Annotated in this window: 17 protein-coding genes; 15 read left to right on the plus strand and 2 right to left on the minus strand. The window is 40.7% G+C overall.

Annotated features, from left to right (window positions below; genetic code table 11):
• The first annotated feature begins 136 nt into the window (after positions 1–136).
• The 3 genes from IGI46_RS05430 to IGI46_RS05440 all read left to right on the plus strand — a co-directional run bounded on the left by IGI46_RS05430 (position 137) and on the right by IGI46_RS05440 (position 2,884).
• The gene (locus IGI46_RS05430; protein ID WP_429973088.1) at positions 137–880 is read left to right on the plus strand and encodes a recombinase family protein; all 744 of its coding nucleotides are present in this window, start codon (positions 137–139) and stop codon (positions 878–880) included.
• A gap of 17 nt (positions 881–897) precedes the next feature.
• Complete coding sequence (locus IGI46_RS05435; RefSeq protein WP_429973089.1) at positions 898–1,665, plus strand: helix-turn-helix domain-containing protein; 768 nt, start codon at positions 898–900, stop codon at positions 1,663–1,665.
• A gap of 466 nt (positions 1,666–2,131) precedes the next feature.
• The gene (locus tag IGI46_RS05440; RefSeq protein WP_429973090.1) at positions 2,132–2,884 is read left to right on the plus strand and encodes a cell division ATP-binding protein FtsE; all 753 of its coding nucleotides are present in this window, start codon (positions 2,132–2,134) and stop codon (positions 2,882–2,884) included.
• A 101-nt stretch (positions 2,885–2,985) separates the two neighbouring features.
• Here the strand turns inward: IGI46_RS05440 and IGI46_RS05445 are convergent, their stop codons facing one another.
• The gene (locus tag IGI46_RS05445) at positions 2,986–3,744 is read right to left on the minus strand and encodes a DeoR/GlpR family DNA-binding transcription regulator (protein WP_429973091.1); all 759 of its coding nucleotides are present in this window, start codon (positions 3,742–3,744) and stop codon (positions 2,986–2,988) included.
• 229 nt (positions 3,745–3,973) lie between these two features.
• Here IGI46_RS05445 and IGI46_RS05450 point away from each other — a divergent pair, with 229 nt between their 5' ends.
• The 11 genes from IGI46_RS05450 to IGI46_RS05500 all read left to right on the plus strand — a co-directional run bounded on the left by IGI46_RS05450 (position 3,974) and on the right by IGI46_RS05500 (position 15,397).
• Positions 3,974–4,789 (plus strand): sorbitol-6-phosphate dehydrogenase subunit, encoded by an 816-nt coding sequence (locus IGI46_RS05450; RefSeq protein WP_429973092.1) that lies wholly within the window; start codon positions 3,974–3,976, stop codon positions 4,787–4,789.
• A 14-nt stretch (positions 4,790–4,803) separates the two neighbouring features.
• Positions 4,804–6,726 (plus strand): PTS mannitol transporter subunit IICBA, encoded by a 1,923-nt coding sequence (locus IGI46_RS05455; protein WP_429973093.1) that lies wholly within the window; start codon positions 4,804–4,806, stop codon positions 6,724–6,726.
• Positions 6,727–6,749: 23 nt separating this feature from the next.
• The gene (locus IGI46_RS05460) at positions 6,750–7,904 is read left to right on the plus strand and encodes a mannitol dehydrogenase (RefSeq protein ID WP_429973094.1); all 1,155 of its coding nucleotides are present in this window, start codon (positions 6,750–6,752) and stop codon (positions 7,902–7,904) included.
• On the plus strand, positions 7,901–8,569 hold the full coding sequence (locus IGI46_RS05465) for an HAD family hydrolase (protein ID WP_429973095.1): 669 nt from the start codon (positions 7,901–7,903) through the stop codon (positions 8,567–8,569). Before IGI46_RS05460 ends, IGI46_RS05465 begins: the two co-directional genes overlap by 4 nt.
• A gap of 261 nt (positions 8,570–8,830) precedes the next feature.
• Complete coding sequence (locus tag IGI46_RS05470; protein ID WP_429973096.1) at positions 8,831–9,730, plus strand: Rpn family recombination-promoting nuclease/putative transposase; 900 nt, start codon at positions 8,831–8,833, stop codon at positions 9,728–9,730.
• Between the two features lie 245 nt (positions 9,731–9,975).
• The gene (locus IGI46_RS05475) at positions 9,976–10,674 is read left to right on the plus strand and encodes an NAD-dependent protein deacylase (RefSeq protein ID WP_429973097.1); all 699 of its coding nucleotides are present in this window, start codon (positions 9,976–9,978) and stop codon (positions 10,672–10,674) included.
• 10 nt (positions 10,675–10,684) lie between these two features.
• Positions 10,685–11,521: a chorismate mutase gene (locus tag IGI46_RS05480; protein ID WP_429973098.1), complete on the plus strand. Its 837-nt coding sequence runs from the start codon at positions 10,685–10,687 to the stop codon at positions 11,519–11,521.
• A 1-nt stretch (position 11,522) separates the two neighbouring features.
• Positions 11,523–12,038, plus strand: a complete 516-nt coding sequence (locus IGI46_RS05485; protein WP_429973099.1) for a transcription repressor NadR — start codon at positions 11,523–11,525, stop codon at positions 12,036–12,038.
• Positions 12,039–12,247: 209 nt separating this feature from the next.
• Positions 12,248–13,648, plus strand: a complete 1,401-nt coding sequence (locus IGI46_RS05490; RefSeq protein ID WP_429973100.1) for a PTS transporter subunit EIIC — start codon at positions 12,248–12,250, stop codon at positions 13,646–13,648.
• A gap of 2 nt (positions 13,649–13,650) precedes the next feature.
• Positions 13,651–14,700, plus strand: coding sequence for an ADP-ribosylglycohydrolase family protein (locus tag IGI46_RS05495; protein ID WP_429973101.1), 1,050 nt, complete (start codon positions 13,651–13,653; stop codon positions 14,698–14,700).
• Positions 14,681–15,397, plus strand: coding sequence for a GntR family transcriptional regulator (locus IGI46_RS05500; RefSeq protein ID WP_207702421.1), 717 nt, complete (start codon positions 14,681–14,683; stop codon positions 15,395–15,397). The genes IGI46_RS05495 and IGI46_RS05500 overlap by 20 nt, the downstream gene beginning before the upstream one ends.
• Positions 15,398–15,468: 71 nt before the next feature.
• Here IGI46_RS05500 and def read toward each other — a convergent pair whose 3' ends face one another.
• A complete protein-coding gene (def, locus tag IGI46_RS05505; protein ID WP_429973102.1) occupies positions 15,469–16,032 on the minus strand; it encodes a peptide deformylase in 564 nt (187 codons plus the stop codon).
• 270 nt (positions 16,033–16,302) lie between these two features.
• Here def and rpsO point away from each other — a divergent pair, with 270 nt between their 5' ends.
• Positions 16,303–16,572: a 30S ribosomal protein S15 gene (gene rpsO, locus IGI46_RS05510; protein ID WP_429973103.1), complete on the plus strand. Its 270-nt coding sequence runs from the start codon at positions 16,303–16,305 to the stop codon at positions 16,570–16,572.
• Positions 16,573–16,727 lie beyond the last annotated feature (155 nt).

Genomic DNA, 16,727 nt, shown 5'->3' on the forward strand with positions numbered 1-16,727 from the left:
TAGTCCAAAGCTATTTACTGTTCTCACTGATGCAAAGACAACAGGACTTGCAGACACAGATTACCCGGTTGTTACGAAATAAGAAACAATCGGGCACTGCCAGACGAAAAACTCCAACAGAAAGAGGAAGGACACGATGAATCTTGGCTATGCACGCGGTTATCAACTGACCCAACAATTGGATATGCTGGAAGATTACCCAGTGGATGAACTCTTTTCTGATGGTGCTCAGGAGGTTGAAGCCTTGCATTCACCAACAAGTGAATTTCAGGCTTTAATGAATTTTGCCCAACCTGGGGACCATTTGGTGATTGCTTCTTGGGAAATCGTATCCCGTGATTATCGCCAGCTGTTAGCTTGTTTAGATCAATTAGAAATACATGAATTAACCTTAGATGTATTGAATTTGCCTCAACTAACCATCGAAGAATGGCGCCAAGTTTTTCGCTGGTCGCTACGTAATGATCGCCTGCTTCATCCAGTGTTGGTTAAAGCAGGGAAAGAAAGAGACCGCAGTAAAGATGCTTATTCTTTATTTAGTAAAGAGCCGGAGGCACGAAAACTCTATCGCGAAATGATCTGGCTCTTGGTAGAAAAGAATTCCGTTCGCCAAGTCGCCCAACACAAGCGAGTACCAATTGAAACAGCCTATCGTGTGCAACAAGAACTAAAGCAGGTTCAACTAGCAATCATTTTAGTGATTTGTTTCCTGTTGGCAATTTTTAGTATCAAACTAGCTGAATCATATTTTGATCAATTGTGGATTCAAGTCGCCATTTGTGTAATTGTAACACTGGTTATCCTGTGGAACGTATTAATCGATACGGAAGAAACCGAGACTAAGCCACTTATAAAAGAGAAAAAAACACCAAAAATTTGAAGAGAAGGTGAGTCCCCATGCAACATGTACTTATTTTAACGAAAAACTCCTTGGCCGAAGAGCCGCTAGTTCGCAAATTACAGCGGATGAATTGTGAAATTTTATGTTCGACAGATTTGTTCAAACGTCTGAAAACAGGCACTGTTAGTCCTTTTCTTTCCTACTTTCAATGGATTGTACTAAGTGAAAGTTTGTGTAACTCCGAAGTGGAACAGATCTTGCAAATGTTAAAAAATCATCCTCTATTAGTTTTGCGAGTGGTGGAAAACATTCCTAATGAGGAAGAACAAAGCTACTGGCAAGAACGAGGTCTAGTAGACTGGGTAGCGAAAGAAACGAGCTATGAACTTCTGCGGGAAAAAATGAACGAGCTTCAGCAACAGGTGAAGCAAGACGTGGTAACTGGTAATCAAATTCTGACTTTTCCTACTACACAAGGAGAAGATACAACTCCAAATAGTCTGAAATTATTAATCAAAAGTCTTTCCAAAACGGAAAAACGTGTCTTTGAATGTTTGATTCAATCCTATTCCACGAGCGGCGTATTATCCCGCCAGGAATTGTGCAACTATTTATGGCAAGACGGCAGCACATCTTCGAATATGAGCCAATTATCTTGTTTGATAAATAAATTGAAGCATAAATTTGAGACTCATGGCATCACTGGTGAAACCATCACGACACTATGGGGGAGAGGATACAAGTTAAGTAGTGCTTTTTATGAATATTGGTTGGAAGGTTCACAGCAGCTGGAAGAATTAAAGTACTATTCAGCGATAAACTAGCCAAACAAGATGCTCAATCAATTATGATTGGGTATTTTTTTTAAACAAAAAAATGAGTCTCATCAAAAAAAATATTTCACTATGAAGTACTTCTTTTAAAAGTACAGAAGGATGTTAAATCAGAACGTATTCCACAATAATCGAGAGAAGACAAAATAAGCTAGTCGGTGGGTGGCCGACTAGCAAAGGAGTTAAAAATGAAAAAGTGTTAGGGTTGTTTGTTGGTATACATATATAGTAAATGAAAGATATGATGGAATTGTGAACAGACTGTTTAGAAAGCATTAAAACGGTATAACTTTTTTGATTTAGAAGATGGAGTAGTGCTGCTTTTCTAGGATGACGTTTAACCAACTAACGGGATATGTTATACTTTTATTAGTAGTTTTCGACGATCAGCAAATGGGGAGTGTCTCTTCACCTAGCTGAAAAGAGTTTAAAACATCCCAAGTAATGAGGTGAAAACATGATTGAAATGCGAAATGTGAGCAAATTCATCACTGAGCCGCGTCGAGTAAAAATCGATGGAGCGGTCAAAATAAAGAAGCAGCAGATCCCCATTTTAAGACGAGTGAACCTGATGATCCCTTCTGGTGAATTTGTTTATATTACTGGAGCCTCTGGAGCAGGTAAATCGACCTTGCTAAGGCTTTTATACAAAGATTTGGTCCCTGAGCGAGGAGAAGTTTTTGTTAATCACCATAAGCTGAGTACATTAAAACGCAAAGAGGTCCCTTATTTAAGACGGGACATTGGCGTAGTCTTCCAAGATTTTCGATTGCTGCCGCAAATGACGGTAGAGGAAAATTTAGTCTATGCACTGGATATTGTTAATACGCCTCCAGAACAGATTCCTAAGAAGGTGAATCAAATCCTTCGTTTAGTAGGCTTAACGCATAAGCGACATGCGATGAAGCTTTCGGGAGGGGAAGCACAGCGGGCAGCTATTGCACGAGCGATTGTCAACCAGCCGCGAATTTTATTGGCAGATGAACCCACTGGGAACTTGGATGCAGCCAACGCGATGCAAATTGTCCAGTTGTTGGAGCGAATTAATCGCAAGGGTGTTACGGTGGTAATGACTACTCATAATCATGGGTTGATTCGGCGTTTTCCTCATCGGGTGGTCCATCTGGAAAAAGGAAAACTGATTCACGATACTCGGCCGGTGAAACAATTGGCTAAAAAGAGGACCCAGAAACGAATGTACGGTAGATAAAGCTAAATAATAAAGAGTTTTGTTCTAGCAACTAGAATGAACGTACATATAAAACCAAGCGTATTCTTTTTTGAAAGAATACACTTGGTTTTATTTTTTTCTTATCTTTGCACTCTTTCTATGGATAGATGTTTCTTTTCTAGGTTTTTCAACAGCACTTCATCCTTTGAATCGGTAACTAGGATATTGACTGCTTCTGGTTTGCAGCAGATATAGTTGCTGTACACACCTAGCTTATCAGCAGAGGCCATCCCGATCACTTCATCAGACACCTCAGTCATCTTTCTTTTCACCTGTGCTTCCTGCTGGCTGTGAACAGTCATTCCTTTTTCTGGATCGAGGTTATAAATGCCCATCACGTAAGTATCTATTCTAAGTGTATCCAAGACCTCCAACGCTTCTACTCCAAGACTAACTGCCGCACGCTTGGCCATAATTCCACCTAGAACAATGGTTTCGATATTTTTTCTTTTAATTGCTTCAATGGTGATATACGGTGAATTGGTGATAATCGTAGCCGAAAAATCTTCTGGCAGAGCTTTAACCAATTCTAAATTGGTAGTCCCCCCATCAATCATTAAGATACTATCCTCGGTTAATAAAGGCAGTGTCCGCTGAACTAAGGCTTGCTTTTGGTCTGTGTTCACTCCCAAACGTTGTTCAAAGGTTGTTACTGCTGGACCTAGACTGATGGCTCCACTATGAATTCTTCTCAGTAATCCTTGCTGATCCAATTCTCTAAAGTCTCTTCGAATGGTGTCCTCGGAACAATGGAACTGTTCGCTTAAATCTGAAGCAAGAACTTTCTTTTTAACATTCAATTCTTCCAATATTAGGCGTTGTCTTTCTCTTTTTAACATAAGCCCCTCCAACTACTAATTTTCCTGTCTATTCTACCACAAAATCGATGGTCAATACATCGCTATATGCAATTCGTGCAAAAAATATGAACGAATGTGCAAAAAATATGTTGATTTTTGCACATCAACCGTTTACAATGATGTCAAAGACATGGGGAACGTTTTCAGGATGTCGAGATAGCTTAGTAGAGCTCCTGAGTTATCAAATAAAAATGGTGAGGTGTCGAAAGTGTCAGAAAAATGGTTAGATTTGACGGGCAAGGTTGCGATTGTCACAGGCGGAAGTATGGGATTAGGCGAAAAGATGGTGGATGGGTTAGCAGGGAATGGTGCACAAGTTATTTCAGCAGATGTCACTGAAACAAGCAATCATGACGGAAAAGCCAATGTCGACTCAATGGTATGTGATGTAGCGAATAAAAAGTCGGTTGAAGCAATGGTTCAGCAAGTGGTTGCAAAATATGGACATGTCGATGTACTGGTCAATAATGCTGGGGTAAGTCGTCCTCGTATGTTAGTCGATTATTACGGGAAAAAGCCTGAATACGAACTAAGTGAAGAGGATTTTGACTTTATGACAAATGTGAATCAAAAAGGTGTCTTTCTTTGCTCGCAAGCCGTTGCACGTGTAATGGTTAAACAAAAATCAGGTGTGATCATTAATATGTCTTCTGAAGCAGGGCTAGAAGGTTCGAAAGGACAAAGCTGCTACTCAGGCAACAAAGCAGCAGTGCATGCCTTTACCAAAGCGTGGGCAAAAGAGTTGGGAGCGTTTAACATTCGAGTGATCGGGGTAGCTCCTGGGATAAATGAACGGACACCTATGAACAGTGAAGAGAACTTTAAGGCTTTGAATTACACCAGAGGAGTCGATCCAGAAGCTGCAAATGATGATTATACCGGAAATTATGCAGCAACGATTCCACTAGGAAGACCTGGGAAAATGACAGAGATTGCTGATTTGATTTCGTATTTGTCTTCAGATCATGCTTCCTATATTTCAGGAACAACAATTAATATTACTGGGGCAAAATCAACTCGTTAAGGGGGATTAAAGTGATGGAGATGAATATCGGTGAAGGCTCAAGCAGCTCAGGTGTTTTAGCAAAAATTCGACGTTTTGGCGGATTCATGAGTGGGATGGTAATGCCTAACTTAGGGGCTTTTGTTGGGTGGGGAATCATGGCAGCCTTGTTTATCCCGAATGGCTGGCTGCCAAATGAACAATTAAATGAACTTGTAGGACCAATCCTTAATTATGTTTTTCCGTTGTTGATTGGCTATACTGCTGGCTACAATATCCATGGTCAACGGGGTGGAGTCATTGGTTTGTTTGCCAGTATGGGCGTGGTTGTCGGTTCGGATATTACAATGATTAGTGGTGCCATGATTATGGGGCCGTTAGCAGCATGGGTTTTGAAAAAGTTTGATCAGGCTATTGATGGTAAGATCAAACCTGGTTTTGAAATGTTTGTGAATAATTTTAGTTTAGGAATTATTGGGGCAATTTTTACGATCATTGCCTTTTTAACAGTAGGGCCAACGATCCGCGGTCTTGTGGCTATTTTAACAGCTGGAGTTCAGTGGGCGACCGATAATCGGATGATTCCTGCCTTGTCTATTTTCATGGCACCAGCTCAGGTATTATTTTTGAACAATGTAGTAAATCATGGAATTTTGGCTCCTATTGGCTATGCGCAAGCAGCTGAGTTAGGCAAATCCATTATGTTCTTAGTGGATACGAATAATGGTCCTCTATTAGGAACGTTGTTTTCAATTGCTTTGTTCGGCAAGGGAAAATCCAAAAACACTGCGCCGATGGCGATGTTTATTGCAGGAATTGCCGGTATTGGCGAAGTATACTTCCCATTTGTATTAGGAAATCCAATCATGGTTTTCGCTACAATGGGCGGTCTGTCAGTCTCCTTGTACCTCCAGGTATTGCTAGGGGGTGGATTGATTGGTGTTGCTTCTCCGGGGAGCTTGATAAATATAGCGTTAATGACACCAAAGGACGCAATATTTGCCAACTTTGTCTCGATTCTGGCTGGATTCATTGTGTCGACTCTGATTGGAATGTTCCTATTAAAGACTTTCGGTTCTGGTGAAGAGGCAAAAGAGTATTCAGTTGGCAATCGCAAGGTGAAAAGTGTGGCGGATTTTGCTAAGCGGTCAGCTAAACAAACATCTTTGTTGAAGGAAATGGATGCAGCAGTACAAAAGATTGTTGTTGCATGTGATTCTGGCATGGGCTCCAGTGCGATGGGGGCTTCTGTCTTAAAGAATTTACTGAAAAAGGAAAACCTTGCAGGTATTACTGTTTTGAATTCTTCAGCCAACAAGATTGATTCGGATGCGGACTTAGTCATCACGTTGGATTCATTGATTGAACGAGCCAAAATCAGTGGAGCGAATGATCAAATAGCGTACATTCCAATCAATAATTTCTTAAAAGAAAGTGACTATGATGAGGCTATTGCTTTTGTCAAAGAGCGAAACCAGCATGCTCAGGTGGAGAAAATAAGTGAGGCTCCAGAAGCTGCTGCAATTATTGATGGAAAGATTTTGAATGAAGAGAATATCTTGCTTAATCAGAGCTTCGCCAATGTTGAAGAAGCAATTGTAGTATCTGGTCAGATTTTAGTCGATAAGGGCTATGTGACAAAGGATTATATCGATCAAATGATTGAGCGGAATCAGCGCTTACCAGTTTATGTAGGCAATCATGTGGCTATTCCCCATGGTTTAGAAGAATCGCGAGGGGCCATTAAGGAATCTGGGGTTTCTGTGGTACAAGTGCCTGAAGGCGTGGCTTTTCCAGATGGTGAAATTGCCTATGTCTTTATCGGAATTGCTGGTAAAAATAATAGTCATTTAGAGATTTTAAGTGTGATTACTAGCTCGCTGATTGATGAAGAAAATGTACAGCGTATTCGTAGGGCAACAACCGCCAAGGAAATTATGGATGTTTTTGCAAAATAGACAGTAGGATGGGAGAATGCAGGATGAAGAATGTACTTATTGTTGGTGCTGGAAGATTGGGTAAAGGATTTGTAGGGGAAACATTTTTTAATGCAGGCTGGAACATCACCTTTTTAGATAATGATCCTCAAGTGATTGATGAATTAAATAAAGAGGGTCATTTTGACGTACGGGTTCATACAACCGATGATGTATTTATGAATAAGATTGATGGGTACAAAGCTTTTGTAACCGATGCGGACTACTCAGTAATGGACAGTTTTCTTGCGGCTGATTTACTGATGCTTCCATTGTATCCAGAAGATTTTGAAGAGTCGGCTAAATATTTGGCTAAGTGTTTTGACAAGCAGTACGAAGTAGATCCTGAAGGCCAAAAAACCTTGATTTGCTTAACCAATAAAAATCATATTATTGATCAAATTACAGCATATTTCAGAGATAACTTAGGATCTGAAGAAGCTAAAAACTGGTTTGACAAAAATGTGGTTGTCCGTGATTCGATCGTTCGCCGCTCGACGGATGCTGAAACTACGTATTCTACTGATCTAGTAACAACAGCAGTGGCAGCGTTGATTATTCAAGGACCCGTTTATTCAGATTTCAGCGATGTTAAGTGGCTTGATGTACGGGAAAATGTAGAGATGCTGAAGGATATTAAGGTCTTTACGATTAACGGTCCGCATGCTGCTACAGCCTACTATGGTTATCTGAAAGGATATGACGATATTGTTACCGCTCAAGCAGATCCAGCGGTAGCTGCCTTAATCAAAGCGGTACACGATGCAACGGTCCATGCAGTTCTATTTGAATATCCCGTTACCCGTGAAGAAATTCGTGAACTGGAATACTTACCAAAGGCTAAAAATGAAATGCCCGATGCGATTTATCGCGTAGCCTATGATCCAATCAGAAAAGTAGGTCCACAAGATCGATTCATGGGCGTCATTCGTCTGTGTCAAAAGTATGGTATTAATTATGACGGTATCGCTAAAGCATTAGCTTGTGCTTTTGCTTATAATGAACCAGCGGATGAAAGTGCAGGAACCATTCAAAAGGATATTGCTAAAGATGGCGTAAGAGCTACTGTTGCGAAATATGTTGACCGAGCTTCTGATGATGAAGTTGTTGATAAGATCGTTGATGCGTATCAAAAGCTGCAAGAGGAAAAAACTAAATGACTTTTAAGGCCATAATTTTTGATATGGATGGGGTCATTGTTGATACTGAACCCTTGCAGTTTGCTAGACAAAAAGAATATTTGCAGCATTTGGGTGTAGCTATTCCTGAAGAGACACTGATGGAGATGGTTGGTGGAAACAAGAAAATGACCTTTCAGATTATTTCTAACTATTATAAGGAAGAAATCTCATTCAAAGAGTACTATAAACGATTTGCCGCTTACTATGCTGATCGTCCAATTGACTTTACTGAGATTCTGAATGAAGGGGTCATCGAAACCTTAGAGTGGTTGAAGGCTCAAGGCTATCGTTTAGCCTTGGCATCTTCAGGCGCACCTGAGAAGATTGAAGCTGCGCTGACACAATGCAAGATTAAAGACTATTTTGAACTGATCTTGAGTGGCGACATGTTTAAAGCATCTAAGCCACATCCAGAGATTTATCAAACAGTTGCACAAAAAATGCGTCTTGCGCCAGAGGAGTGTTTGGTAATTGAGGATTCGAATTATGGCATTGAATCCGCAACTCGAGCAGGGATGTACACCTTAGCCAAACGGGAAGAACGATTCCCCTTCTCACAAGAACAGGCTGATGGACTTTTTGATTCTTTCAGCGTGGTTATCGCCTTTTTGGAAAATCAAGACTTGAAAGCAGCAAATCAATAGTGGAGCACCTCTCGAATTGGGAGGTGTTTTTGTGCGGAAGTTTTTAAATGAATCTCGTGAAATAGGTTCTAACGAAACCAATGAACGAATCCTATGTTGGATTGATGCGAATATCTAAAAACAGTACTATTTGTTTGAAATTCAATCAAAAGGGCTCTTTTTTGCGTACTTTATAGAATGAATAACCATTTTTTGTTAGAGCAAGGAAACCCGTGCTATACTTAAGGTGAATCCTTCTCTAGCCAGAGAGGACGTAAAAAAATGCCTAATTATTTACCAACTAACGATCTACTTTTTCGAAAATTATTTACTTCAAAAGACACCAATCACATTCTAAAAGCCTTTGTCAGAGATGTCCTTGGTGAAGAATTTGAGACCCTGACGCCCAGAGACACGTATCACATTGACAGCTACAAACAATCTTTGGAAGATGAGAACAAGCTGAAATATACGGAAGTGGATGTGCTGGCTGCTAGCAATGATGGCACTCAGGTAACCATCGAGATGCAGGTCCGCAGCCATGATTTCTTCAGGGAACGGGCGGTCTTTTATTTGTCCGCTGCCTATGCTTCTCCCTATGGTGACGAAGATGCTGAAGCCTACGAAGATGACAACCAATTTTCTACTCTACACGCTGCGTATGGGATAAATATCATTGATTTCCACATGTTTCCTAAAGATGAAGATGCTTTGCAAAATATTAGCTACCACAATGACAAAACCCGTAAACCTTTTTTAGGCAGCCAAGGTCAAAAAATCCATCGCATCTGTTTTCTTAGTCTGAAAAATAAAAACATTGAACAAGACAGCCCTGCTTACCACTGGCAACAATTTTTCAAAACCGGCCAAGTGGCAGAGCAAGCCCCTCAGTATTTGAAGGACGCCCAGAATAAGGTTAATTATTACTCATTAAACGAGGAGGAGAAGCAAATGATTATGCGAGTCGACAAAGGTCGAGCAATCCGGAATGCTGAACTTTCTACTGCTAGAAGAGAAGGCTTGGAGGAAGGTAGAAAAGAAGGTAAACAAGAAGGCAAGTCCGAAAATAAAGTTGAAACGGCCATTAATTTTTTGAAAATGGGTCTATCCCCAGAACAAGTAGCTCAGGGAACCGACTTATCTATTGAACAAGTAAAAGAACTGGAACGACAATTAGAATAAGGAAACAGAAATATCGTATATGCTAAAGCATCAGAAGCTGCTAAAGTAGGATTGCCTACATAAGAGCGAGTTGACTAGTATTTGCACCCTCGTACAGGAGAGTTTAGGTGTCTAATAGAACCTGCTGCAAATTCTTCTGTAAGAAAATTCGAAGGGCCTCTTTATTGGTGAATGTATCTATGCCTCCTCATTAAGGGAGGTATTTTTGTTTTGCATTGCAGTATAATGGATATGAGGTGATAAAGGTGGAGATAACAATTCAAGCAGCAGTACAGAAAATACAAGAAGCGAAAAGCATTACTTTTTTAACTGGAGCAGGTGTTTCAACGCCATCGGGAGTGCCAGATTATCGATCCTTGAAAGGTATTTATCATGGCATAGAAGCACCGGAGTATTTATTGAGTATTGATTGCTTAAACCAAGAACCGGAGAAATTCTATACCTTTGTTAAAACGTTGTACCATCCGACTGCTGAACCAAATGTAATTCATCAAAAAATGGCAGCCTTGGAGAGGCGTAAACCGGTCTGGATTGTTTCGCAAAATATTGATGGTCTGCATCAAGCAGCAGGCAGCCAACACTTGGTGAATTTCCATGGTTCACTGTATAACTGCCATTGCCGAAAGTGTGAGCAAACGGTACCTTGGCAAGAGTATTTGAAGAGTGATCGGCACGAAAATTGCGGTGGGCAGATTCGACCAGGTATTGTTTTGTATGGTGAGGGTTTTACCGATGACACCATTCGTCAAGCTATTCAAGCGGTAAATGTTTCAGATTTGTTAGTAATCGTTGGAACAAGCTTTCAAGTCCATCCGTTTTGTGATTTAATTTATGAAAAGAACGAAAAAACAGCAGTGCTGGCAATTAATCGGACCCCGATCCACATTCCGACGTTGCATGAGTTTGTAGAAGTCGATGGCAGCACTGTTTTCGAACAGCTATAGGAGGATTTTGATGGAACGTACAGAAAAAGAGAAAATGATTGCGGGAGACTTATATTTTGCTGGGGATCCTGAGTTATCAGCTGATCGTAAAGATGCCCGAGTAAAGTTACGAGCAATTAATGCGGAAACTGACTCAGCGAAAAGAGCGCTGTTAGTTAAAAATACATTCGGTAAAACTGGGGAACAAGTTCATGTGGAGCCATCCGTTTCTTTTGACTATGGATACAATATTTTAGTCGGTGAGAACTTCTATTGTAATTTCAACAATATCTTTTTAGATATTTGTCCAATTACGATCGGAGATAATTGTATGTTTGGCCCTAATTGTCAGCTGTATGCAGCAACTCATCCAATTGAGGCTGGCAAACGAAATAGTGGGATGGAATTTGGAAAACCAATTACAATTGGTGATAATGTCTGGCTAGGTGGTTCAGTTGTCATTGCACCGGGAGTTGCCCTTGGGAACAACGTTGTAGTCGCAGCTGGTTCAGTAGTAACCAAATCATTTCCGAATAATGTGGTGCTTGGTGGGAATCCAGCGCGTATAATCCGCACCATTGATGAAGGTGCTAACGGCAATAAGCTAGAAGCCGCTCGTAGAAAAATTGATGCCATTGATGAACAGTTGGTAGCATTGCTGGAAAAACGACTACAGGCAGTTACCGAAGTCACGGCGTATAAAAAGGAAACACAAAAAGATATTCTAGACCAAGGTAGAGAAGATGCAGTCCTAGAAAAAGTTGCCAAACGAGTAGAAAATCCTCTGTTTGAAGAAACAATGGTAGCAACTTTTCAAGATATTATGAAGCAATCTAGAAATTTTCAATCTAAAGAGTTAGGTGAATGAGATGAAAGATGGAATCAAACGTAGAAAAGCAATTCTAAAAGAACTGGGAGAAACAGAAAACCCACTAAGTGCCAGCAGCTTCGCCAAAAAATATGAGGTAAGCCGCCAAATTATAGTAGGCGATGTCGCCTTGTTAAGAGCTGCTGGTGAAAATATTATCGCAACCTCCCGTGGCTATTTATTAGAGCGCAGGTCTAGCCAACTCTTCAGTAAAATTGCAGTTCAGCATGATAAAAGTCAAGCGGAAGAAGAATTGCGCACGATTGTAGAAGCAGGTGGAGAGGTTGTCGATGTAATTGTCGAACATCCATTATATGGAGAATTGGTTGGTGGATTGCATATTACGACTCAAGAAGATGTGAATGACTTTCTGGAAAACTATCAGACATCCAATGCTAGCTTCTTATCAGAATTAACGGATGGTATTCATCTGCATACCATTGCTTATGACACCCAAGAAGACTTTGAACGGATTACTGAAGCTTTGGCAGATAAAGGAATTTTGTATAAAGAATAAGGGTCGTAGCAGCACAACAAATTAATCAAATAGAGATTTTAGGAAAAATGCTTTCTCAATGAGAGCATTTTTTTTTGTGAAAAATTTCTATGTTTGCGTTTACATTCTAAAATAACTGAGGTATACTCGTATTGAGGATAAGACGTTATAACGTCTTATCGAGTGGTGCGTCGTGTTTCTGTTTTATAAATGGAAGGGAGTCAATGAAGATGGGGAAGACAGAGGCTTTGTCTAAACAATTGCTTGATTTTATGGGAGGTGCTGACAATATTGTTTCGGTTACTCATTGTGCTACAAGGTTACGCCCACAACTTAGGAATCGGGCCTTGGTCGATGTAAAGCAGATTGAAACATTAGAAGGTGTCACAGGTGTTGTAGATAAAGAGTCAGGAATTCAAATTGTCATCGGAACTACGGTAGGGGATGTGTATGATTCGTTTTTGAAGGAGATGGGAACTGAAAAAGAGGCAGAGGATTATTCTGTTGAAGAGACTAAAAACGAACGTCATTTATTAAATGATTTTGTTGCCTTGGTAGTTAGTATATTTTCACCTTTGCTGCCGTTGCTTGCTGGCTCAGGATTACTTCGCGGCTTTACTATTTTGGCAAATGAATTAGGTTGGTTATCGACGGAAAGTACGACTAATTTAGTTCTCACCTTAGCTGCTACTTCTGTATTTTATTTTTTACCTTTGCTGGTTGCAGTAACCTCTGCCAATCGATTTAAAACAAGTCCCTTCATTGCAATGGCTGTTATGGGCGCTTTAATTATGCCCGGTTTTATAGAGTTGATCCAAGGCGATGGAGGAAACATGGTGTCATTTTTAGGTATTTCTATTCCAGTATTTAACTATACGAGTCAAGTTATTCCAGCTATTTTAACGATTTGGCTTCAGTCCAAAATGGAGCATTTTATGAAGGCGAAATTGCCTAATAGTTTACACATGATCATCATTCCAACCGTTTTATTGTTGGTTTTAGTACCAGTTGCTGCGGGCATTTTTGGGCCGGTTGGTAACTATTTGAGTATTGGGATTGCCAATGTTGTGGGCTGGTTAGCAAGTATTAATCAGATTGTTACTGGAGCAGTAATTGGAGGGATTTGGAACATTCTCATTATGTTTGGCGTTCATTGGGCCCCGAATACAATGGTAATCATCCCAGAAATCGCTCGAACAGGCTCTTCGCCATTTATCGCCTATGGAGCTAATGCGAACTTTGGCATGGCAGGTGCCGCTTTTGCTATTTTCCTGCGGTCACGTAACCAAAAGCTGAGAAACTTTTCTTTAACAGCAATTACCTCAGTATTTCTGTCAGGAATTGTTGAACCAGCTATTTATGGCTTAGGTGTGAAATTTAAAACGCCGTTGATTGCTGGTTGTGTAGGGGCTGCTTTAGGTGGAGCATTTATGGGTGCTTTTAATGTAATTGGTAATGCCTTTGTGTTTGGAGGGCTAACCACTATTCCGGCCTTTGCGGGACCAACACTATGGGCATATATCGTAGGTTTAACCATTTCATTTCTGGGTGGACTACTTCTAACATTCGTTTTAGGCGTTAAGGATCCAGAAGCAGAAATGTCAGCTATTGATAATAAGGGAGGAAAATAATTATGACAGTACAGACAAAGATTCAAGGAATTTTAGGTTTAGCAGCAATTGGTGATGCTATGGGGGCGGCAACAGAGAACTTATCCTTTGATCAGATTCGTCAACACTTCGGAGGACCTGTAACTGATTTGCAAAAACCTGGTGAAACGGCTTTTGCTTTAGGAAATGAAGCGGGACAGGTTACCGACGACTTTTCTCAAATCTATTTTCTGTGCCAAGCAGTTTTAGAAAACGGCGGAACGCTGGACAAAGAAACGGTGATTAAAGCCATCTTAAAATGGTCAGATGTTTCATGGTACTTTGATCGATTCGCTGGACCGACTACTAGAAGTGCAGTGGCAATGTACAAAGATCCTTCATTAAAGATGAAGCCTTTACCAGGAGCAGCTACTGTAGACTATGCGTCCAAAGCAACGAATGGTGCAGCGATGAAAATTGCTCCAGCGGGCATTTTAAATCCAGATGATTTAGCTGGTGCAATTGATACAGCCATCACCATTACTCAGGTGACTCATGATAATTCCTTGGCAATTTCAGGAGCCTGTGCTGTTGCAGCTGCAACAAGTGCTTCGTTAGCTGAGCATGCGACTGTTGAAGCTGTATTAGCTGCTGGTTATTATGGTGCGGTTCGTGGAGAAGCACTAGCGAAGGAAGTTTCTCGAGAAGTGGCCGGACCTAGTGTTGTAGAGCGCATACAACTAGCGTATAATATTGTAGACGGTGTAGGTACGAAGGAAGAAAAACTACGTCGACTTTCACAAATCGTTGGTAGCGGACTGCATATTTCAGAAGCCGTACCTAGTGCTTTTGGAATCGTGTCCTTAAATAAAGGGAATGCTTTACAGGCAGTCATTGATGCTGTAAATATTGGATACGATACAGATACAATCGCAACTATTGTTGGTTCAATGGTGGGGGCATTTATTGATTTATCTGATCCAGAATTCCTTTCCTTATTTGAAACTGTTCAAAAGGCCAATGATTTTAATATTGTAGAATTATCAAATTCATTAGCAGATGTGGTGAGGTTTCATGAAAGGAAACAGTGTTAAATATTTAGCAATTTATGAGGAATTAAAGCAGGAGATCATCCATGGCAACTATCCGGTAGGTGATCCATTTCCAGCTGAACCTGACTTGCAAAAGCGTTTTAATGTAAGCCGGATTACAGTTAGAAATGCAGTGAAACTTTTAGTAGATGAAGGCTATGTCCAACGTATTCATGGAGTAGGGACGATTGTTTTAAGCAGAAAAGAATCGCTGCAATTACAGACGCTGCTTAGCTTCTCTGAAGAAAATGGGGATCGTGGCGTACATTCCACCTTGCATTCTTTTAAGGAGACAGTTGCAGCTGATCCTATGGTCTGCTCTCAATTGGAGCTGCCAAAGGGGGCAACCGTCAGCTGTCACGAAAGGCTGCGTTGGATTGGCGATACACCAATAGGCTTTCAGCGTGTGTACTGTCCATCCTTTATCACACTTGCGGCAGAGGAACTGGACGATCCAGATGCTTCGCTGTACAAGCTGTTGCGTGAAAAAGGGTTTGTGGTGACGAATGCTAAAGAAACAATTGAATCGATTGTTGCAGATAAGCAGTTAGCAAAAGATCTAAAGGTAGAGGAAAATAAACCGCTGCTGTACGTTCAGCGAGTAACCCGCGATCAGCGAGACCGCTTGATCGAGTATGCCGAAATTTATTATCGTGGCGATCGCTATCGCTACAATGTGCAGCTGCAAGTACCAAGATAATAAAGGAGTTACAAAAAAGGATCTCTCAAAGTGTTTAAAACCTTGAGAAATCCTTTTTTAGTTAGAAATTCTTATTCAATCACTAACACGCCGTCATCCAAAGTGAACGGTGTGCTTTCATCAATGTGGTCGTAGAACATTATGCCATTAATATGGTCAATTTCATGTTGCACGACAATTGCGTTGTAATTTTTCAAGCGAACTTTTTGCTTGGTGCCTTCTGCATCGTAGTAAGAAACAGTGATTCGAGCAGCACGTACAACGTAGCCAGGAACTTCTCTGTCCACAGATAGACAGCCTTCGCCTTCTCCAAGGCAGGCTTGTTGTACAGAGTGGCTCAAAATTTTCGGATTATACATCACGGTGCTGATACCGGAATCTGGTTTCTCAGGGTCAAGACTAGGCACATGAACGGCAATAATTCGTTTTGAGATATCTAATTGGGGAGCGGCTAAACCGACGCCTCCACGTAAATGCATTTCTTCAGCTTTTACTGGGTCTTGGCTATTTTTAAGAAATTCCATCATTTCTTCTCCCAGCTTCACGTCTTCTTCCGCTAACGGAATCGGAACTTCTTTTGCAACTTCGCGTAAGGTGGGGTGTCCTTCCCGAATAATATCATCCATTGTGATCATTAAAAAGGTCTCCTCTCAAAGGAATTCATACATCAAGATAGTTTATCACAAAAGTAGACGTAGGCAAACGGCTTGCTTAAAACTTGCGATTTTTTAAAGAATCCTATACCTTACTGAAATAAGGGGAATATTCTTGGCAAATCTTGCATTTTTCAATGAAATCAAGTAAAGTATTAAGGTACGCTATGCGTATATCGCCTATTACTTGGTTGGGCGCTTCACCAACGCTTTACTCAGTTGTAGGGAAAATAAGAGAAAGAGGTGAAATACATGGCTTTAACACAAGAACACAAAAACGAAATCATCACAGATTTTGCTCGCCATGAAGGAGATACTGGTTCTCCAGAAGTACAAATTGCTGTACTAACAGAAGAAATCAATCAATTGAATGAGCATGCACGTGTCCATAAGAAAGACCACCATTCATACCGTGGTTTAATGAAAAAAGTTGGTCATCGTCGTAACTTGTTAGCTTACCTACGTAAGAATGATGTACAACGTTACCGTGAATTAATCCAACGTCTAGGACTACGTCGTTAATTTTTGCCTAAAAGTGAGGTTCCTAGGAATCTCACTTTTTTACTAGGTGGACAGTTATGCTTATGCTGTCGTCAAATGAACAAAATGAATGGTAACGATCGAAACATTCATTTAGTGTTTACAAAAAACTAACCCCCTCCCGCAGATTGCCGTCA

Source organism: Enterococcus sp. AZ163 (assembly GCF_050498925.1).
GTDB classification, from domain to species: Bacteria; Bacillota; Bacilli; order Lactobacillales; family Enterococcaceae; genus Enterococcus_A; species Enterococcus_A ferrettii.

Excerpts from the sequence above, each read along its gene's own strand:
- IGI46_RS05465 (WP_429973095.1), top strand. The coding sequence starts at position 7,901 with ATGACTTTTAAGGCCATAATTTTTGATATGGATGGGGTCATTGTTGAT.
- IGI46_RS05490 (WP_429973100.1), top strand. The coding sequence starts at position 12,248 with ATGGGGAAGACAGAGGCTTTGTCTAAACAATTGCTTGATTTTATGGGA.
- IGI46_RS05470 (WP_429973096.1), top strand. The coding sequence starts at position 8,831 with ATGCCTAATTATTTACCAACTAACGATCTACTTTTTCGAAAATTATTT.
- IGI46_RS05480 (WP_429973098.1), top strand. The coding sequence starts at position 10,685 with ATGGAACGTACAGAAAAAGAGAAAATGATTGCGGGAGACTTATATTTT.
- IGI46_RS05455 (WP_429973093.1), top strand. The coding sequence starts at position 4,804 with ATGGAGATGAATATCGGTGAAGGCTCAAGCAGCTCAGGTGTTTTAGCA.
- IGI46_RS05445 (WP_429973091.1), bottom strand. The coding sequence starts at position 3,744 with ATGTTAAAAAGAGAAAGACAACGCCTAATATTGGAAGAATTGAATGTT.
- IGI46_RS05430 (WP_429973088.1), top strand. The coding sequence starts at position 137 with ATGAATCTTGGCTATGCACGCGGTTATCAACTGACCCAACAATTGGAT.
- rpsO (WP_429973103.1), top strand. The coding sequence starts at position 16,303 with ATGGCTTTAACACAAGAACACAAAAACGAAATCATCACAGATTTTGCT.
- IGI46_RS05435 (WP_429973089.1), top strand. The coding sequence starts at position 898 with ATGCAACATGTACTTATTTTAACGAAAAACTCCTTGGCCGAAGAGCCG.
- IGI46_RS05500 (WP_207702421.1), top strand. The coding sequence starts at position 14,681 with ATGAAAGGAAACAGTGTTAAATATTTAGCAATTTATGAGGAATTAAAG.
- IGI46_RS05495 (WP_429973101.1), top strand. The coding sequence starts at position 13,651 with ATGACAGTACAGACAAAGATTCAAGGAATTTTAGGTTTAGCAGCAATT.
- IGI46_RS05460 (WP_429973094.1), top strand. The coding sequence starts at position 6,750 with ATGAAGAATGTACTTATTGTTGGTGCTGGAAGATTGGGTAAAGGATTT.
- IGI46_RS05440 (WP_429973090.1), top strand. The coding sequence starts at position 2,132 with ATGATTGAAATGCGAAATGTGAGCAAATTCATCACTGAGCCGCGTCGA.
- IGI46_RS05485 (WP_429973099.1), top strand. The coding sequence starts at position 11,523 with ATGAAAGATGGAATCAAACGTAGAAAAGCAATTCTAAAAGAACTGGGA.
- def (WP_429973102.1), bottom strand. The coding sequence starts at position 16,032 with ATGATCACAATGGATGATATTATTCGGGAAGGACACCCCACCTTACGC.